We start from the raw sequence: 18,036 nt of genomic DNA, 5'->3' as shown, positions 1-18,036 counted from the left end.
TCGAAAAAGTAATCAATATTTTTTAATTCAAATACGGGTTGGCTCATGATTTCACCTCGTTTAATACTATACAATTATTGATTCAGTTTGTAAATAGTAATGTTTACGACTTATGAAAATAAAAGAAGAAACTAAGTGTTAACACTTAATTTCCTCTTAATAGACTTATCAATAAATCATATTTTATTGTTGAAGAATTTTATCTTTTAAATCTGGGTCGAATTGTTGAGATTTTAACATTTCGATTTCAAATTTATAAGGTGGTTTTTTATTTTTCTTATCTTCACCAACGTATGGCGTTTCTAAGATTTTAGGAATATTTTTGAATGCATCATGATGAACGACATAACTTAACGCGTCGAATCCAATATGACCAAATCCAATGTTTTCATGTCTATCTTTGTGAGCGCCTTGTTCATTTTTACTATCGTTAACATGCACGACTTTGATTCGGTCTAATCCAATAATTTTATCAAATTCATTTAATACACCATCAAAGTCTTCTTTAATATTGTAGCCAGCATCATGTGTATGACATGTATCGAAACAAATAGATAAACGATTGTTATGAGTCACGCCGTCGATGATACGTGCGATTTCTTCGAAGTTACGACCTACTTCTGAACCTTTACCAGCCATAGTTTCAAGCGCAATGCGCACATCATTATCGTGTGTAAGTACTTCATTTAATCCTTTAATAATTTGTTCGATACCTTTATCTGCACCAGCACCAACGTGAGAGCCAGGATGTAAAACAATATCTTTAGCACCGATAGCTTGCGTGCGTTCAATTTCATTTTGTAAAAAGTTTACGCCTAATTCAAATACTTCAGGTTTAGTAGTATTGGCAATATTAATAATGTATGGCGCATGTACTACAATATTAGATAAACCATATTGTTCCATTGCTTTATGGCCGTTTTCAATATTTAAGTCTTCAATACTTTTTCTACGTGTATTTTGTGGTGCACCAGTATAAATCATAAATGTAGATTCGCCATATTTATGTGCCTCTTCAGCAGAACCTTCTAACATTTTTTTGCCACTCATTGATACGTGAGAACCAATTAACATGCTATTCACCTATCCTTTTTTATTATTCTTTCTTTGTTGTCTATTTTGACGCTTACTATATTGTTTACGTTCTTGACGTTTCATTTTTTCAACTTCACGTTTGAATTTCTTTTTATAACCTGGTTTAACTTTATTTTTAGTTTTACTTCTGACTTTATGTTTGACTTCATTTGTTAAGTGATCGTCTTTTCTTTCACGTTTACGTCTAACATTATGAGCTTTTATCGGTGTTAACTCGCCATTTTTGACGTCAACATTTTCAAAATGATAGCCTTTATCTTCAATTAAAGAGATATTGTGTTCTTCATCAGGACTATACATTGTGATAGCTACACCTTTATAATTGCCGCGACCTGTTCTACCAACTCTGTGTGTAAAGAAATCAATATCTTTCGGGACATCAAAGTTGATAACATGACTTACGCCTTCAATATCGATCCCACGAGATGCTAAATCACTAGCAATGACATATTGGAAGTCTAAATTACGAATACGTTTCATTTGTTGTTTACGCTCTCTAGGCGTTAAACCACCGTGAATCATACCGACTTTAATGCCAGCTTCATTGAGTGAATCAGCTAATTCATTAGCATTGTCTCTACTATTACAGAATACGATACATAAATAAGGATTTAATATATCAATCAATTGAAGTGTTTTTTCAACTTTTTCTGTACCTTTAGTAGGAATTAAATAAAATTCAATATTCTTCTTATTTTGAGATTTAGAATCAACGACTACGAAATCTGGATTATTTAAATATTTATTTAAAAATGGTTGAAGTGATTTCGGAATGGTAGCGCTAAATACTGCAATATTTGCTTCATTATCTAAGCGAGCTGCAATATAGTCTACGTCTTCGATTAAACCTAAATCAATCATTAAGTCTGCTTCGTCCACTACTAGATATGATGCTAGATGTACATGTAAATGACCACTTTGAGCTAAGTCATTGATTCGTGTAGGCGTACCAATAACTAATTGTGGTTGAATATTAGTACGTTGTTTATCTTTTTCAATATCCGTACCGCCGATAAATAAGCTTACTTTTACATCGGTTTTGAATTTTGCTAAATGACTAGCAGCTTGGAATAATTGTTGTGCTAATTCACGTGTTGGCGCCACAACAATAGCTTGGGGTTCTTGAACTTCTGGATTAATTGAATCCATTAAAGGTAATAAAAAGGAATGAGATTTACCAGTTCCTGTTTGTGATTGACCGATTAAATTAACGCCCTTTTTAATTCTTGGAATAATTCTATTTTGTATTTCAGTTGGTTTTTCAAAATTAAGGTCTTTAACAGCATCGATTAATTTTGAATCTAAATTAAATAATTCAAATGGATGATTTGGCATCGATTTTGCCTCCTTGTATCATTCTTGTAGTATATTTTTTTGTTACATATAAGTGAAAGGATCAGTATTAATATCAGAGGATTCAATTTTAAAATCAATACTGAATTCAAACAACCATTGATTTAATAAGTCTTTAAGTCCATCTCTCATAACATATTCACTATAGTGATTAATATCTAGTAAATTAATACCATCCGTTTTGGCATCTAAAGCATCATGATGTTTAATATCTCCAGTAATAAAGATATCTGCTCCTTTAGCATAAGCCATTTGTTCAAAGCCAATGCCAGCACCACCAATAACTGCTACTTTGCGTATAATAGCATTCTCATCACCGGCGAATCTGACGCTAGGAATTTGAAGTTGTTGTTTCACTTGCTTTACAAAGTCTTTGATTGCAATAGGTTCAGCTATTTCGCCAATTTTACCTAAACCATAATTAGCAGTTTTGGTCATTTTAATAAAGTCATAAACGGGTGTTTCATACGGATGATTTTCAATAATCGTATTTTCAGCTAAAAATCGTTGATGATTTTTAATCATAAACTCTATTTTTACTTCATTTACGTATTCAATACTATCAATTTGTCCTAAATGAGGATTAGCATTTCCGACTGGTTTAAATTGTCCTCTTCCTTCTGACTCATAAAAACAATATTCGTAATTACCTTCTTGCGCTAGACCGGCACGATCTAGACTATCCTTAAAGTCTTCAACATTTTCTTTTGGAATATAAGTTTGCACTTTATAATACGTTTCTTGTTCATTATTTAAAAAATTAATATTTTGTAGATTTAATTTTTGAGCAAGCATTTCATTAACGCCGTCAACATGATTATCAAGATTAGTATGCAAAGCAATAAGCTGAATATCATTAGAAATAATTTTACGAATTAATTTACCATATCCATCATCAGTAATATTTTTAATTCCTTTGAAAATTAAGGGATGGTGAGCAATTATCGTATTAAACCCTTTCATTATAGCTTGATCAACTACAGAATCAGTACAATCCAGAGTAGTCAATATGCCAGTGATTTCCTTATCATTACTTCCAATCAATAGACCTACATTATCCCACTCTTCTGCAGTATTTAAAGGAACATTCTTATTAATTACAGACATTAATTGCTTAATTTTCATCATCTAGCACCTCTTTAATCAGTGATATTTCATTTTCTATCTCTTTAAGTCTCTCATGATGAACTTCTGAATTCAATTGTTTACGAATGTGTTCTAATGCCTCTAATTCTCTACGCCATTTTTTGTAAAAAATAGATGTTTTATGTTCAATTAATTTAGGTCCGAATTTTAAATTAACTTTATTTAGGTATTCAATATTATCGTTATATTCACTTACAACTATTTCGTATATGTGACCTTTTTCTTCAATAATTTCTTCTGCAATAATTTCATAACTTAAGTTTTGTAATGTTTGACGTAATACTTCAGTTTGGATATTGCTTTGTAAAATTAAACGAGGATGGTTCTCTAATTTATCTTTACCCTCATTTAAAATTTTAGCAATTAGAGGGCCACCCATACCGCAAATAGTAACATTTTGAACGTTATCATCTTGATTAATCACACTTAACCCATCGCCTAAACGAACATTAATTAGGTGGTTAAATTGATATTCTGTTACATTTCTTTGTGCAGCTTCAAAAGGACCTTTAATCACTTCACCTGCTATAGCTGTTTGACAAAGACTATTTTGGAGTGCATAGATAGGCAAATAAGCATGATCTGACCCAACATCTGCCATCATACCAGGTAATAAATATCGACTTACAGCTTTTAATCTTTCGTTTAAATTAATCATAATAAACTCCTTTTACTATAAAAAGAGGCCAGGACATGATATTGTCTTAGCCTCTATCTTCATATCCGAGTCATATTTAGATTTAATAAAACTCTATTTGTCTTTAGAATTTTTCACTTTAAATCATCAAATCAATGATTAGTCCATGAAATCTTTAAGACGTTTACTACGACTTGGATGTCTAAGTTTTCTAAGCGCTTTGGCTTCAATTTGACGGATACGTTCTCTTGTAACGCCAAAGACTTTACCTACTTCTTCTAGTGTACGAGTTCTACCATCATCTAAACCAAATCTTAAGCGGAGAACGTTCTCTTCACGGTCAGTTAACGTATCTAATACATCTTCTAACTGCTCTTTTAATAATTCATATGCTGCGTGATCTGAAGGACTTTGCGCTTCTTGGTCTTCAATAAAGTCACCTAAATGACTGTCGTCCTCTTCACCAATTGGTGTTTCAAGTGATACTGGTTCTTGAGCAATTTTAAGAATTTCACGTACTTTTTCAGGAGGTAAATCCATTTCTTCCCCAATTTCTTCAGGTGCTGGATCACGACCTAAATCTTGTAATAATTGTCTTTGGACACGAATTAATTTATTAATTGTTTCTACCATATGCACTGGAATACGAATAGTACGTGCTTGGTCTGCAATTGCACGTGTAATCGCTTGTCTAATCCACCATGTAGCATAAGTTGAGAACTTAAATCCTTTACTAAAGTCGAACTTTTCAACTGCTTTAATAAGACCCATGTTACCTTCTTGGATTAAATCTAAGAATAACATGCCTCGACCAACATATCTTTTAGCGATACTTACAACTAAACGTAAGTTAGCTTCTGCAAGGCGTGATTTAGCCACTTCATCACCTTGTTCAATACGTTTAGCTAATTCGATTTCTTCTTGAGCACTAAGAAGATTAACGCGTCCGATTTCTTTTAGATACATTCTTACTGGATCATTAATTTTAACACCTGGAGGGGCACTTAAATCATTCGGATTTAATTTCTCATCCGTATCTGAACTATCTTTTTCGTTTACTAAACTGATATCATTATCGTTTAATTGGTCAAAGAAATCATCCATTTGATCTGAATCCATGTCGAAGTTTTGTAGCTTCTCAGCAATTTCTTCATGGCTAAGATGACCTTCCTTTTTACCTTTATCAATTAATTGTTTTTTAACATCTTCTAATGTTAATGTCGGATCAATTGTTTGTTTTTTAATTTTAACTTGGTTATCAGACATGAAAAGGCCTCCCAATTTTAATATAAACTTTCAATTAAGGGTTTATTCTATAATAATTCAATATAATAGAAAAAATATAAATAAAATTTCACAATAATTTTAACATGTAGCAATTCAAAATAATATATTGTGAAATAAATTTAATTAGATAAAGTTGATTCTCATTTAATTTATGGTACATATTTACCCATTAAAAGCGCATAATAACCATTATACAATAATGGTTATTAAATAGAAATACTATATTAAAATATTTCAATATAACAGACTAATGGCAAACCCTTTCACTCTTCGGCAACTCATGCGTAATTTGCTCATTTACAGATAGTAAACTCCCTTCATTACGCATTTTGTTTTCTCGGTTGAGAAGGGTTTTCTTTTAGTCTTATTTATTTATAAAACCCATTTGTTACATTCTTTGTTTATTTTTATTTACGATTAGTCCTAAGTAGTATTTTTGCATTTCAACATCGCCTATGCGTGAAGCTTCACGCAATTTATGATTTAATTCTTCAATTGAGTCTTCATATTTATGTTCATTTATACTTTTAATATAATCATCAATCTCGTTATCATAAGGTTCATTATTTAATTCATAATTATCCAAGGCAATCACTGCTTCTCGCACATCATTATCATCTACATATAAGATAATATCACTAATCGCGTATTTATCATTTTCAGCATAATACTCTTTTAAAAGTTGATAAATACTTTGGAAATATTTATTAGTGAAATCTTCATCTTCGAGTTCCTTTTGATAATTTAAAAAGACATCTTTATCATTCATAAAATGCTTAAGCAAAGCTCGTTGCGCTTTTTCTTGCTTATTGAGATGCGTGAAAATCGCCGATATATTTGGGGCATTATAATCATTATATTGATTTTCATAATCAGATGGATAATAGACGTCATTCGGTATATATTGTTGTTGATAATTAACATCATTAGTTAATGTATTTGGATCAACGTTAAATATATCAGCTACATCTTGAACCACTTTCTTTTGCAAGATAGAAGAGTTCATCATTGCGATATCTTGTGTCACTTCTTTAAGATATCGCTCGTAAGCTAAGTCATTATTATTAATTTCATCTTTATGACTATTTACTTTAAATAAAATAAATGACTTTTTCTCATTATTAACAAATTCTAGAAACTTCTCTTTTCCGTATTTTGTAATATATTCATCTGGGTCCATGTTTTTAGGTAACTGCACAACAAACACATTTAGCCCTTGTTGCAACAAGGTTTGGCCTGTTTTAAGCGTAGCCTCTTGACCTGCAAAGTCCCCATCAAACATAAGGGTAATATTAGAAGTGAGCTTTTTAAGAACAGTAATATGCTCATCTGATAAAGCAGTACCCATGCTTGCCACTACAGTTTTAAGACCGGAATAATCTGCCTTAATAACATCCATGAATCCTTCAAGTAATATCACTTCATCATTTTTACGAATAGACTTTCTAGCTTTATCAAGATTATAGAGTAATCTTCTTTTTTGGAAAATGGGTGTCTCAGGACTATTCAAATATTTAGGTTCTTGATTATTATAAGTTCGTCCGGAATAGCCAACAATTCTGCCTTGTGCGTTCGTTAGCGGAAACATAATACGGTCTCTAAAACGGTCGTAATAACTGAAGTTTTCTTCATTTCGTGATAATAAACCTGCTTCATAAGCAAGTTCAATATCATAGCCCTTTTTCTCTAAGAAATCATGGCAAAAATGAGAACTATTCGGAGCATAACCTATACCACGTGACTTAATCAGTTCTTCAGTAAATCCACGCTTCATTAAATAATTAAGCGCTTCTTCACCCTCAACCGTCTTCATTAAGGCGTACATATAGTATTCTTGAATGCTTTCATGCATTTCAATCATACTTAAATCGTCTGAAGCAATTTGCGTAGTTTGTTGACTAGTATTACCAACATCAACTTGAATATTAACACGTTCACCTAGCTCTTTAACTGCTTCAACAAATGAGATGTCTTTAATTTCTTGAGTGAATTGAAAAACATTTCCGCCCTTTTTACAACCAAAACAATGACAAATTTGCTTATCTTCGGAAACTGTAAAAGATGGCGTTTTTTCATCATGAAAAGGACACAAACCGATGTAATTGCGTCCCCTCTTCTCTAATTTCACATATTCACTAACCAAATCTAGAATATCTGTTTTTTCTTTTATTTCATTAATAACTGACTGTTCAATTCGCAAAATAAATCACCTATTAAATATTAGTCATAATATTATACCTTTATCGCTTAAAAATTAAAATTATTTTGCTTGTTGTTCTATAATGTGAAGCACATCATTCGCAGTTTCTTCAATAGCTTTATCAGAAACATCAATTACCGGACATCCAATGCGTTCAACAATGTCTTCAAAAAATTGAATTTCTTCTTTGATACGAGCTTCATTTGCATATCTAGCTAAATCACTTAATCCTAATTGCTTTAATCGTTGCTTGCGAATTCGATTTAATTTATCTTCACTAATACGAAGTGCAATGCATTTAGAAGGATCTATATCAAATAAAGCTTCTGGTGGCGTGACTTCCGGTACAATTGGCACATTCATTACTTTATAACTTTTATGTGCTAAGTATTGAGATAATGGCGTTTTTGATGTTCTTGAAACACCTATCAACACAATATCTGCTTTTGGTAAGCCTTTAGGGTCTTTACCATCATCATATTTAACCGCAAACTCAATGGCATCTATCTTTTTGAAGTAAGCGTCATCTAATCGATGTACTCTGCCAGGTTGATTATATGGGTTTTCATTAAAGGAGTCTTTTAATAATCCCATTAATGGCCCCATAATATCTACAGATTTAAGTTGATGATTCTCGATTTTTTCTTCCATATAACCTTTCATTGCTGGTTTAACAAGTGTATAAACTATAATAGCGTCTTGATCAATAGCAACTTGTATAACCTCGTCGATATTGTCAAATGTCTCAATATATGGATATCTCAAAAATTCATGTTTACATTCTTTGGGATTAAATTGAGAAACGCATGCTCTTGCTACAAGTTCTGCAGTTTCCCCAATCGAGTCGGATGCGATGATAATCTTTATATCTTCCATCGTTATACCACCTATTCTTTAAATAATGATACGAATAATTTCGCTATTGTTGTTTTAGAAATACGACCTACTACTTGATATTTATTATTTTCTTTTTTTCTAACAATTGGGATAGAATCGATTTCTTTTTCAATCATTTGATCTGCTGCATAAATGACTAATTCGTGTTCCTCTAAAAAAGTAAGATTAGGCATTCGAGACATATTAACTCCAACAGGCATTGTATGAATGTCTTCACCAATCATAGATGCACGTAATAAGTCTTTTCTTGAACAAACACCTATAAAATCATTATTCTCGTTAGTAATAAATAATGTACCTGTATCTTCAAGAAAGATTGTACAAATAGCATCGTAAATGCTCATATTTTCTTTCACAATGACAGGTGGTGACATATAATCTTTAACGATATATTGACGTAATTGGTCACTCAAAATTTTATTTTTTGATTTACCAGAATAATAATAGCCAACACGTGGTCTAGCTTCAAGGAATCCTGACATTGTAAGGATAGCTAAGTCAGGACGTAAAGTAGCACGAGTAAGTTGTAATTTTTCAGCGATATGCTCTCCAGTGATTGGGCCACCAGTTTTAACAATTTCGATTATCTGTTCTTGACGTTTACTCAGTTCTATAGGTCTTCACCCCTTTTAAATTCATTTCTATTATACCTATTTATTTATACACCTACAAATGCATACAAATCCTTGCTTATAAATCATCAATGAATTAAACTAATATTAAGCGAGTTAAGGACGGTGTGAGCTTAACAACATAACTTGGCCTAATCATTAAATTCATAAAAGCGAGTGTCTACACTAAATTGGGTGGAACCGCGGGTTAAAAATTAGTTTAAACTATATTATTTTTATATAGATAAATCAATTAACTCGTCCCAAGATAATAATAAATGTGATTTTACATTTATTTATTGTCTTGGGGCGTTTTTTATTTAAAAAGGAGAGATTATATGGTTAAAGATATGGATACAATCGTATCATTAGCGAAACACAGAGGATTTGTATTCCCTGGTAGTGATATTTATGGTGGTTTATCAAACACTTGGGATTACGGTCCATTAGGTGTTGAATTAAAAAATAACGTTAAAAAAGCTTGGTGGCAAAAATTCATTACGCAATCACCATTTAACGTTGGTATTGATGCTGCTATCTTAATGAACCCTAAAACTTGGGAAGCATCTGGTCACTTAGGTAACTTTAATGACCCTATGATTGATAATAAAGATAGTAAAATTCGTTACCGTGCAGATAAATTAATTGAAGACTACATGCAAAAAGAAAAAGGCGATGAAAACTTTATTGCTGATGGCTTAAGCTTCGATGAAATGAAAAAAATCATCGACGACGAAGGCATTGTTTGTCCTGTTAGTGGTACAGCAAATTGGACAGATATTCGTCAATTTAATTTAATGTTTAAAACTTTCCAAGGTGTAACTGAAGACTCTACTAATGAGCTTTTCTTACGTCCGGAAACTGCACAAGGTATTTTTGTAAACTACAAAAATGTACAACGTTCTATGCGTAAAAAATTACCATTCGGTATTGGTCAAATTGGTAAATCTTTCCGTAACGAAATCACTCCAGGTAACTTCATTTTCAGAACAAGAGAATTTGAACAAATGGAATTAGAATTCTTCTGTAAACCTGGTGAAGAAATCGAATGGCAAAACTATTGGAAAACATTTGCTAGCCAATGGTTAAAAGACTTAAATATTAATGAGGAAAACATGCGTTTACGTGACCATGATGAAGAAGAACTATCTCACTACTCTAATGCAACTACAGATATCGAATATCGTTTCCCATTTGGTTGGGGCGAACTTTGGGGTATCGCTAGTCGTACAGACTTTGACTTGAAAAAACATAGTGAACATTCAGGTGAAGATTTCAAATACCATGATCCTGAAACAAATGAAAAATACGTTCCATATTGTATTGAACCATCATTAGGTGCTGACCGTGTTACATTAGCTTTCTTATGTGATGCATATGAAGAAGAAGGTGTAGAAGGAAGTAAAGATGCACGTACAGTTATGCACTTCCACCCTGCTTTAGCGCCATATAAAGCTGCAGTGTTACCATTAAGTAAAAAATTATCAGAAGAAGCAATTAAAATCTTCGAACAATTAAGCGCTAAATTCTCTGTTGACTTTGATGAATCTCAATCAATCGGTAAACGTTACCGTCGTCAAGATGAAATCGGTACACCATACTGTATCACTTTCGACTTCGATTCATTAGAAGATAACCAAGTAACTGTTCGTGATAGAGATTCTATGGAACAAGTACGTATGCCTATTTCAGAATTAGAAACATTCTTAGCTGAAAAAGTAGCATTTTAATAACTAAAATTAAACCACACTTAAACATTCTTATCTGTTTAAGTGTGGTTTTTTAGATTTTAGACTATTCATCAAGCCGTTTTAATTGATTTATAAGTTTCTGACTTTTGAAATACATACCTGCATACTCTCTATAAAGCATAATAAGTAATTCTGACATCTCATCTAAAATATCTTGTTTAATGTTGAAATGATTCATTTTATTAATTGGTAATTTTTGAAGAACATCTAGTAAATAAAATGTTTTATTCGAAATGCGCAAAGCATGAGGATCTTGTGTTAGTTCTTTTTCAGTAATTGTACCGTCAAGTCTAAAGCTATATGCTACTAGTTGAGATTGGTCTGTATCTCCAGAAATTGCTGAATGGTCAAAGAAAGCTGTGAAACCGAATCGGCTCATACATTTTAATAATACAATGATTGACATTAATTGAGCAGAGTCACCTTCTTCTATTTTTTCCAATACAAAATGTAATAATTGATAATGATATGGTGACACTTCATCTTGCTCCATCGAGCGATCAATCGTTTCTGCGCAAAGTGTTGCATAACTACTATTAAAGATATCTAAACGTAAGTCATAATACTGATTAATGACATCAATTGAAGACAAAGTCCCCATACCGCGCCATTTATTATAAATAAATAAGCCATACACAAATAATTGCGTATGGGCTTGTAGGCCAGTTCTTGATTTTTTAGCACGTCTAACCATTAAAGGAATTTTAGCACCATATTCATTTAAAATAGTGATAATTTTATCAGATTCACCATAGTCAACTGATTTAATAATAATCCCTTTTTGTCTTTCGAGCATTTCCTTCACCGGCCCCTAATCTAACTATTTTTAATCTTGGTCTTCAATATAACCCATTTGACGAATAAAATTCACTTTATTACGCCAATCTTTTTGAACTTTAACCCAAAGTTCTAAATATACTTTTGAGCCAAGTAGCATCTCGATATCTTGACGAGCGCGTTTACCGACTTCTTTGAGTTTTTTTCCACCTTTACCTATTACAATTCCTTTTTGAGAATCGCGTTCTACGTAAATTGTCGCTTCAACTCTAACACGATCTTCGCTTTCTTTAATCATTCTATCTACATTTACACCAATCGCATGTGGAATTTCTTCACTCGTTAAATGCAAGATTTTTTCACGAATAATCTCACTTACTACGAATTGTTCTGGGTGGTCAGAAATTTGATCATCTGGATAATACTTCGGCCCTTCAGGTAAGTATGTTTTTAAAACATCTATAAAATGATCAACGTTTAACCCTTCTAATGCTGAAATTGGCACGATTTCAGTAAAGTCCATATATTCTTTATATTGTTCAATTCTTGGCATTAATGCATCTGGGTGCACTAAATCTATTTTATTTAGCACTAAAAATACTGGCGTTTTGACATTTTTCAACATTTCCATGATGTACTCATCGCCACGTCCAATTTCTTCATTAACGTTTACCATGAACATAATAGCGTCAATTTCTGAAAGTGTATTTTTAGCAACACGCATCATGTAATCACCTAATTTATGTTTAGGTTTATGAATACCCGGTGTATCTAAAAAGATGATTTGTGCATCATCTCTTGTCATCACACCTTGAATTTTATTACGTGTTGTTTGAGCTTTATCTGACATAATCGCAATTTTATGTCCAATTACTCTATTCATAAATGTTGATTTACCAACATTTGGTCTTCCTATAATAGAAACAAATCCTGACTTATGTTCTGTCATTTATTCTAAATCCTTTCCTGAGAAGCCATGAGGTAATAATTTTGCTACCGTTGACTCTAATAATTCTCCCTTGTGATTTGTCATATACACTGGCATATCATCATCACATAATTCTTTTAATACTTGTCTACAAGTGCCACATGGTGATGACGGTTTGTCTGCATCAACTGTGACAGTAATAGATTTAAAGTCCCCAGGTCTATAGCCTTCTGCAATTGCTGCGACTAGGCTTGATCTTTCGGCACATATGCTAGATGGATATGCTGCATTTTCCACATTAGCGCCATAAAATGTGCGACCATCTTTCGCTTTTAAATAAGCACCGACTTTGAATTTACTATATGGTGCATAGGCACGTTTTTGTGCTTCTCTTGCTTCTTGAAAATAATGCGATTGATAACTCATTTACCTCATCCCCTTTTCCACCTAAAAAATATGTGGAATAAAAATAATTAATCCTATAATCAATGCAAAGATAGAGACTAACATCACACTAAACGCTGCTATATCTTTCGCTTGTTTAGCAAGTTCATGATAATCCATGGTTACTAAATCGACCACGCACTCAATTGCAGTATTAACTGCTTCTAACGTGAGTACTAAAACAATCGCTAGTATTATAAACATCCATTCGAATCGATTTAAATGAAACACGAATCCTAAAATAATTGCAATTAGCGCAACAATCATATGCAATAAGTAATTATGATCTTTTATAAGAAGCGTTTTAAAACCATCAAAAGTGTACTTAAATCTATTTATAAATCTATTAATCTCTAGTCAATCCATAGGCGTTTAATATTGTATCTTGACGGCCAAACATTTCTTTCTCATCTTCTTCATTCATATGATCATAACCTAACAAATGTAAAAATCCGTGTAATGCTAAAAATCCAAGTTCGCGTTCAAATGAGTGTCCATAGCTATCTGCTTGCTCTTGAGCTACATCAGTACAGATAATAATATCGCCTAATACACGTGGAATATCCATACCTGAAATTTCAGGTTCATCTTCTTCTAAAGCGAATGAAATAACATCTGTAACTTTATCTTTATCACGATAAGTTTTGTTAATATCTTGGATTTCATTTTTATCTACAAAGGTAACTGAAAGTTCAGCTTCTTCTTTGATATTTTCTTGATCTTTTGCAAAATTGAGTAAGTCATCAATTTGTTGATACCAATCCTCTTTGACAAGTCCAGTGTGATCATTAAAATCAATTGTAAACATTTAAATGTCTCCTTCATATCGATCAATAATTTTACTTACTAATGGATGTCTTACTACATCACTTTGGTCTAACTGCATAATATTAATGCCTTTTACACCGTGTAATTTTTTAACGGCTTCTTTCAAACCACTTTTTACACCTTTAGGCAAGTCAATTTGCGTTTGGTCGCCAGTGACAACCATTTTAGAACCGAAGCCTAATCGAGTTAAGAACATCTTCATTTGTGCGTGTGTAGTATTTTGCGCTTCATCAAGGATAACAAACGCATCATCTAATGTTCGTCCACGCATGTATGCTAAAGGTGCAATTTCAATTGTACCACGCTCAATAAAGCGAGCAGTTTGTTCTCTTCCTAACACAGTATTTAAACCATCATATAAAGGTCTTAAATAAGGATCAACTTTTTCTTTTAAATCGCCTGGTAAGAAACCTAAAGACTCTCCAGCTTCAACAGCAGGTCGTGTTAAGACAATACGTTTAACATTCCCTTTTCTTAATTGTTTAGCTGCGTAGACAACCGCTAAAAAGGTTTTACCAGTACCTGCTGGACCGATACCAAAGACTAAATCATTACGTTTCATCGCGTTGATATATAATCTTTGTCCCATTGTTTTAGCACGAATAGTTTTACCAAATGCATCTTTAGTAATTTCTTCATCGTATAAATCTAGTAAATATTGAATTGTATCATTTTGTGCCATTTTAATAGCAGCTTCAACATCTTTAAGTGTAATTGAGTTTCCCAATTCAATTACTTTTATTAAATTTTTTAGAACTAATTCTGCTTTTTCAACATGCTCTATTACCTGACCTTTTACAGCAACTTCTTGTCCACGAGCATGTATCACGACATCAAACGCTTCCTCAATAGCTTTTAAATGTTCATCATTATTACCTATTAAAGCTTGAGACTGATTAATGTCGTCTATTTGAATTATTCCTGGCATACAAGCGCTCCTTTTCACAAATACAATATATTTAATAATTTAAATTGATAATATTAATTATAACTCTAATTTTCTTTGAAAATGTATTATAAAACTTAACGGATTTCTAAATAGTTAATATTAAATAGTTACTTATAGTAATACTATCTTTCATATAAATTTTACTAAACAATGTTAAAGGATACAAATGTAATAGGTTTTATACATGGTAGAATATTGCTCAATTCTAGTATTAATAATATGAAGAACATTAATTTATAAATTTTAGCTTTCAACTCGTTTATCTGTATTACAAAATAAAAAGAGCAGAATTGAAATCAATGTTAGTTTCAATTCTGCTCTAGTGATGTTGAACGTCAATTACAATCGCTTAGGTCTTTCAAGGACTTCTTGCCAGATAAGTCCATTAACAATCGGATCTTTATCAAATTGCAAACTTTGATGTGTCATATCTTGTTCAATAGACTTACTATTAAGCAATTGCTTTAATCGATAGCGCTTTGTTCGTTCAGTTAAATTTTTATCCTCAATAATAGCACGTGCTTTATGTTCAATACGAGAAAGTTGTTTCTCTTTTTCACGATCAATTTCAGAACGAACATTGAACAAACTATCAGCTAATTCTTGTTCTAATTTCTCTTGGAAATTTCGACGTTCATCGTCTGTACGTCGGCCTGAATTTTCATTTTTATGTTGTTGAGCTTGTTGCATTTCAACTTTACGATGTTGTTGTCTTTGTGCTCGTTCAATTTCTTCAGGTTGTTGTTCTTTGTAGATTTCTTTTTCAAGTTGATTATCATGATAAACCTTTTTCTGATTATCTCTGGTATTTTTTCGAGATGTTTCAGAACGCTTAGGTTTATCAGTTTCGTCTGATAAACTCTCTTCAAATTCGCTAAATGCTTCTTCTAATTGTTCGAAAAACCCTTTTTTACGTTCAGGCTTTTGAGTAGGCTCCCCGACGTTTCTTTGAGGAGGTCGTCGATTACGGCGCTCTTCATGACTTTTATCACGTATAGCACTTATAATCGAGATAATAACAGATATTACAAATATGAGAATACCTATATTCATTTAATCACCCCTTGTTTATTACTTTGGTGATTCGTCATCGTTTTGTTCAGTACGTTTATTAATTGCGTTTCTCATACCTGTATCTGCTTCTACATTTTTCAAATTATAATAATCTTTAACGCCAATATTACCTTTACGTAAGGCTTCAGCCATAGCAAGAGGTACTTCTGATTCAGCTTCTACTACTTTAGCACGCATTTCTTGAACTCGTGCTTTCATTTCTTGTTCAGATGCTACGGCCATAGCACGACGTTCCTCGGCTTTGGCTTGAGCAATATTCTTATCTGCAAGTGCTTGTTCAGTTTGTAAGTCAGCACCGATATTTTTACCAATATCTACGTCCGCGATATCAATAGATAAGATTTCAAATGCAGTACCTGAATCTAATCCTTTACTTAATACCGTCTTAGAAATGTTGTCTGGATTCTCAAGGACTTGAGTATGGTGTTCACTTGAACCAATCGTTGAAACGATACCTTCACCAACACGTGCAATAATCGTTTCTTCTCCAGCACCACCGACTAAGCGTGAAATATTCGCACGAACTGTAATTCGGGCTTTAGCTTTAACTTCAATACCATTCATAGCTACCCCAGTAATAAATGGTGTTTCAATTACTTTAGGATTAACAGACATTTGAACGGCTTCTAATACATCACGACCAGCTAAGTCGATTGCTGCACCTCGTTCAAATGGTAAATTAATATCTGCACGTTGCGCAGCGATATTTGCATCTACTACTCTATCTACGTTACCACCTGCAAGGTAGTGAGATTCTAATTGATTAGTTGTTAAATTTAAGCCAGCTTTATGAGCTTTGATAAGTGGTCCAATTACTTTACGAGGAGATACACGACGTAATCGCATACCTACTAGCGTACCGATTCCTACTTTTACACCAGCTGCAATTGCAGAAATCCAAAGTCCGACTGGTACAAATGAGAATAGCAATAATAATGCTACTATAATGATAACAACAATGATGATAAGTCCAATACTAAACATTAAATCGCTCCTTTATAAATGTTCTATTTCTCTTACAACAACTCTCGTACCTTCCACTTCAAGGATTTTAACTTCTTTATTTCTAAGAATAAATGAGCCATCAGACACAGCATCAATTCTTTCATTATTAACGGTGATAATGCCTGCTGGTCTTAAATCTGTAACAGTACGAGCTGTTTGTCCAACTAAGTGAGAACGGTCATCGTGAGATCTATAACCTGCTTCAGCAGATGTGGAGTCTTTTAATACAACTTTATCTAAAAATGGAATCTTTCTCTTAAGTACTTTCACTAGTAATATCCATTCAATAATAGATAAGATTAAAGCAATTACTACGTTTAGTAGCATGAGTAAAATATTGTCGCCAAGCATGATAATACTTATCACTATTAATGTAATACCTATAATCCCTATAACGGCACCTACTACGAATAACTCTATGATTACTAATATCGTACCTACGAAGAATAGTAATACTGAGATTAAATTAACATCTCCACTAATTAGAAAGCCTAAGAATAAAATTAATAATGCTAAAGATGCAATGACACCCGCTAGATTAATTCTTTTAGAATAAAGTTGGTATAAAAAGCCTAGAAAAATGATACAAGTTAATATTAAAGAAATAATAGGATGAGTCAGTATATTAGATAAATCTTCCATCCCAGCATTATTAGACAAAGCTGAATTAAAGCCTATATGTATTGCGTTAGAATAAGTCACAATTTCACCTCGCTCTCGACTATGATTATACATGAATATATTTATATATTATAGTGCTAGCCTAAAAGTAGAAGAATATAAAAAAACTCCCGATTAGCATAGGCTAATCGAGAGCATATATATAATTAACATTCGTGTTGAGGGAGTCAACAGAGCTATTAATTATTTGAATTTACGTTTACGTGCAGCTTCTGATTTCTTTTTACGTTTTACACTTGGTTTTTCGTAAAATTCACGTTTACGTACTTCTTGGATAGTACCACTTTTAGATACTGAACGTTTGAATCGACGTAATGCATCTTCAAGTGATTCGTTTTTACGTACTACTGTTTTAGACATCTGTATTTCCCTC

General features: G+C 32.5%; 19 protein-coding genes. 1 reads left to right on the top strand and 18 read right to left on the bottom strand.

Features of this window, described 5'->3' with window-relative positions:
• Positions 1–183: 183 nt before the first annotated feature.
• The 8 genes from CD128_RS09875 to CD128_RS09840 all read right to left on the bottom strand — a co-directional run bounded on the left by CD128_RS09875 (position 184) and on the right by CD128_RS09840 (position 9,229).
• Complete coding sequence (locus CD128_RS09875) at positions 184–1,074, bottom strand: deoxyribonuclease IV (protein WP_103329743.1); 891 nt, start codon at positions 1,072–1,074, stop codon at positions 184–186.
• 9 nt (positions 1,075–1,083) lie between these two features.
• The gene (locus CD128_RS09870; protein ID WP_103329742.1) at positions 1,084–2,430 is read right to left on the bottom strand and encodes a DEAD/DEAH box helicase; all 1,347 of its coding nucleotides are present in this window, start codon (positions 2,428–2,430) and stop codon (positions 1,084–1,086) included.
• Between the two features lie 42 nt (positions 2,431–2,472).
• On the bottom strand, positions 2,473–3,573 hold the full coding sequence (locus CD128_RS09865; protein ID WP_103329744.1) for a Nif3-like dinuclear metal center hexameric protein: 1,101 nt from the start codon (positions 3,571–3,573) through the stop codon (positions 2,473–2,475).
• On the bottom strand, positions 3,563–4,252 hold the full coding sequence (locus CD128_RS09860) for a tRNA (adenine(22)-N(1))-methyltransferase (protein WP_103329741.1): 690 nt from the start codon (positions 4,250–4,252) through the stop codon (positions 3,563–3,565). Before CD128_RS09860 ends, CD128_RS09865 begins: the two co-directional genes overlap by 11 nt.
• A gap of 138 nt (positions 4,253–4,390) precedes the next feature.
• Complete coding sequence (gene rpoD / locus CD128_RS09855; protein WP_103298679.1) at positions 4,391–5,497, bottom strand: RNA polymerase sigma factor RpoD; 1,107 nt, start codon at positions 5,495–5,497, stop codon at positions 4,391–4,393.
• A gap of 409 nt (positions 5,498–5,906) precedes the next feature.
• A complete protein-coding gene (gene dnaG / locus CD128_RS09850; RefSeq protein WP_103329740.1) occupies positions 5,907–7,718 on the bottom strand; it encodes a DNA primase in 1,812 nt (603 codons plus the stop codon).
• Positions 7,719–7,778: 60 nt separating this feature from the next.
• Complete coding sequence (locus tag CD128_RS09845; RefSeq protein WP_103329739.1) at positions 7,779–8,594, bottom strand: pyruvate, water dikinase regulatory protein; 816 nt, start codon at positions 8,592–8,594, stop codon at positions 7,779–7,781.
• A gap of 11 nt (positions 8,595–8,605) precedes the next feature.
• The gene (locus CD128_RS09840; RefSeq protein WP_103329738.1) at positions 8,606–9,229 is read right to left on the bottom strand and encodes a helix-turn-helix transcriptional regulator; all 624 of its coding nucleotides are present in this window, start codon (positions 9,227–9,229) and stop codon (positions 8,606–8,608) included.
• A gap of 335 nt (positions 9,230–9,564) precedes the next feature.
• Here CD128_RS09840 and CD128_RS09835 point away from each other — a divergent pair, with 335 nt between their 5' ends.
• The gene (locus tag CD128_RS09835; protein ID WP_103299102.1) at positions 9,565–10,956 is read left to right on the top strand and encodes a glycine--tRNA ligase; all 1,392 of its coding nucleotides are present in this window, start codon (positions 9,565–9,567) and stop codon (positions 10,954–10,956) included.
• Positions 10,957–11,020: 64 nt separating this feature from the next.
• On the opposite strand, the gene recO is transcribed toward CD128_RS09835, so the two are convergent.
• From recO to rpsU, 10 genes are all read right to left on the bottom strand, one after another.
• Positions 11,021–11,773 carry a DNA repair protein RecO gene (recO, locus tag CD128_RS09830; RefSeq protein ID WP_103329737.1) on the bottom strand — a complete coding sequence of 251 codons (753 nt, stop codon included), beginning with the start codon at positions 11,771–11,773 and terminating at the stop codon, positions 11,021–11,023.
• 30 nt (positions 11,774–11,803) lie between these two features.
• On the bottom strand, positions 11,804–12,703 hold the full coding sequence (gene era, locus CD128_RS09825) for a GTPase Era (protein ID WP_103299126.1): 900 nt from the start codon (positions 12,701–12,703) through the stop codon (positions 11,804–11,806).
• The gene (cdd, locus tag CD128_RS09820; RefSeq protein ID WP_103329736.1) at positions 12,704–13,108 is read right to left on the bottom strand and encodes a cytidine deaminase; all 405 of its coding nucleotides are present in this window, start codon (positions 13,106–13,108) and stop codon (positions 12,704–12,706) included.
• A gap of 21 nt (positions 13,109–13,129) precedes the next feature.
• Positions 13,130–13,465, bottom strand: coding sequence for a diacylglycerol kinase family protein (locus CD128_RS09815; protein ID WP_103299128.1), 336 nt, complete (start codon positions 13,463–13,465; stop codon positions 13,130–13,132).
• 7 nt (positions 13,466–13,472) lie between these two features.
• Positions 13,473–13,934 (bottom strand): rRNA maturation RNase YbeY, encoded by a 462-nt coding sequence (gene ybeY / locus CD128_RS09810; RefSeq protein WP_103329735.1) that lies wholly within the window; start codon positions 13,932–13,934, stop codon positions 13,473–13,475.
• On the bottom strand, positions 13,935–14,882 hold the full coding sequence (locus CD128_RS09805; RefSeq protein WP_103329734.1) for a PhoH family protein: 948 nt from the start codon (positions 14,880–14,882) through the stop codon (positions 13,935–13,937). It lies immediately after the preceding gene.
• 360 nt (positions 14,883–15,242) lie between these two features.
• Positions 15,243–15,956 (bottom strand): hypothetical protein, encoded by a 714-nt coding sequence (locus tag CD128_RS09800; RefSeq protein WP_103329733.1) that lies wholly within the window; start codon positions 15,954–15,956, stop codon positions 15,243–15,245.
• A gap of 18 nt (positions 15,957–15,974) precedes the next feature.
• Positions 15,975–16,961: a flotillin-like protein FloA gene (gene floA, locus CD128_RS09795; RefSeq protein ID WP_103298128.1), complete on the bottom strand. Its 987-nt coding sequence runs from the start codon at positions 16,959–16,961 to the stop codon at positions 15,975–15,977.
• 12 nt (positions 16,962–16,973) lie between these two features.
• On the bottom strand, positions 16,974–17,624 hold the full coding sequence (locus CD128_RS09790; RefSeq protein ID WP_197730777.1) for an NfeD family protein: 651 nt from the start codon (positions 17,622–17,624) through the stop codon (positions 16,974–16,976).
• Between the two features lie 222 nt (positions 17,625–17,846).
• Positions 17,847–18,023 carry a 30S ribosomal protein S21 gene (rpsU, locus tag CD128_RS09785; RefSeq protein ID WP_000048060.1) on the bottom strand — a complete coding sequence of 59 codons (177 nt, stop codon included), beginning with the start codon at positions 18,021–18,023 and terminating at the stop codon, positions 17,847–17,849.
• Positions 18,024–18,036 lie beyond the last annotated feature (13 nt).

Origin of the sequence: Staphylococcus croceilyticus (assembly GCF_002902575.1) — a bacterium.
Classification (GTDB): Bacteria; Bacillota; Bacilli; order Staphylococcales; family Staphylococcaceae; genus Staphylococcus; species Staphylococcus croceilyticus.
The sequence above is the reverse complement of the archived record's forward strand: the minus strand, read 5'-3'. Positions and strand labels throughout refer to the sequence as shown.

Excerpts from the sequence above, each read along its gene's own strand:
- ybeY (WP_103329735.1), bottom strand. The coding sequence starts at position 13,934 with ATGTTTACAATTGATTTTAATGATCACACTGGACTTGTCAAAGAGGAT.
- cdd (WP_103329736.1), bottom strand. The coding sequence starts at position 13,108 with ATGAGTTATCAATCGCATTATTTTCAAGAAGCAAGAGAAGCACAAAAA.
- CD128_RS09800 (WP_103329733.1), bottom strand. The coding sequence starts at position 15,956 with ATGAATATAGGTATTCTCATATTTGTAATATCTGTTATTATCTCGATT.
- floA (WP_103298128.1), bottom strand. The coding sequence starts at position 16,961 with ATGTTTAGTATTGGACTTATCATCATTGTTGTTATCATTATAGTAGCA.
- rpsU (WP_000048060.1), bottom strand. The coding sequence starts at position 18,023 with ATGTCTAAAACAGTAGTACGTAAAAACGAATCACTTGAAGATGCATTA.
- CD128_RS09870 (WP_103329742.1), bottom strand. The coding sequence starts at position 2,430 with ATGCCAAATCATCCATTTGAATTATTTAATTTAGATTCAAAATTAATC.
- CD128_RS09875 (WP_103329743.1), bottom strand. The coding sequence starts at position 1,074 with ATGTTAATTGGTTCTCACGTATCAATGAGTGGCAAAAAAATGTTAGAA.
- CD128_RS09805 (WP_103329734.1), bottom strand. The coding sequence starts at position 14,882 with ATGCCAGGAATAATTCAAATAGACGACATTAATCAGTCTCAAGCTTTA.
- CD128_RS09835 (WP_103299102.1), top strand. The coding sequence starts at position 9,565 with ATGGTTAAAGATATGGATACAATCGTATCATTAGCGAAACACAGAGGA.
- CD128_RS09790 (WP_197730777.1), bottom strand. The coding sequence starts at position 17,624 with ATGGAAGATTTATCTAATATACTGACTCATCCTATTATTTCTTTAATA.
- rpoD (WP_103298679.1), bottom strand. The coding sequence starts at position 5,497 with ATGTCTGATAACCAAGTTAAAATTAAAAAACAAACAATTGATCCGACA.
- CD128_RS09845 (WP_103329739.1), bottom strand. The coding sequence starts at position 8,594 with ATGGAAGATATAAAGATTATCATCGCATCCGACTCGATTGGGGAAACT.
- CD128_RS09860 (WP_103329741.1), bottom strand. The coding sequence starts at position 4,252 with ATGATTAATTTAAACGAAAGATTAAAAGCTGTAAGTCGATATTTATTA.
- era (WP_103299126.1), bottom strand. The coding sequence starts at position 12,703 with ATGACAGAACATAAGTCAGGATTTGTTTCTATTATAGGAAGACCAAAT.
- recO (WP_103329737.1), bottom strand. The coding sequence starts at position 11,773 with ATGCTCGAAAGACAAAAAGGGATTATTATTAAATCAGTTGACTATGGT.
- CD128_RS09865 (WP_103329744.1), bottom strand. The coding sequence starts at position 3,573 with ATGAAAATTAAGCAATTAATGTCTGTAATTAATAAGAATGTTCCTTTA.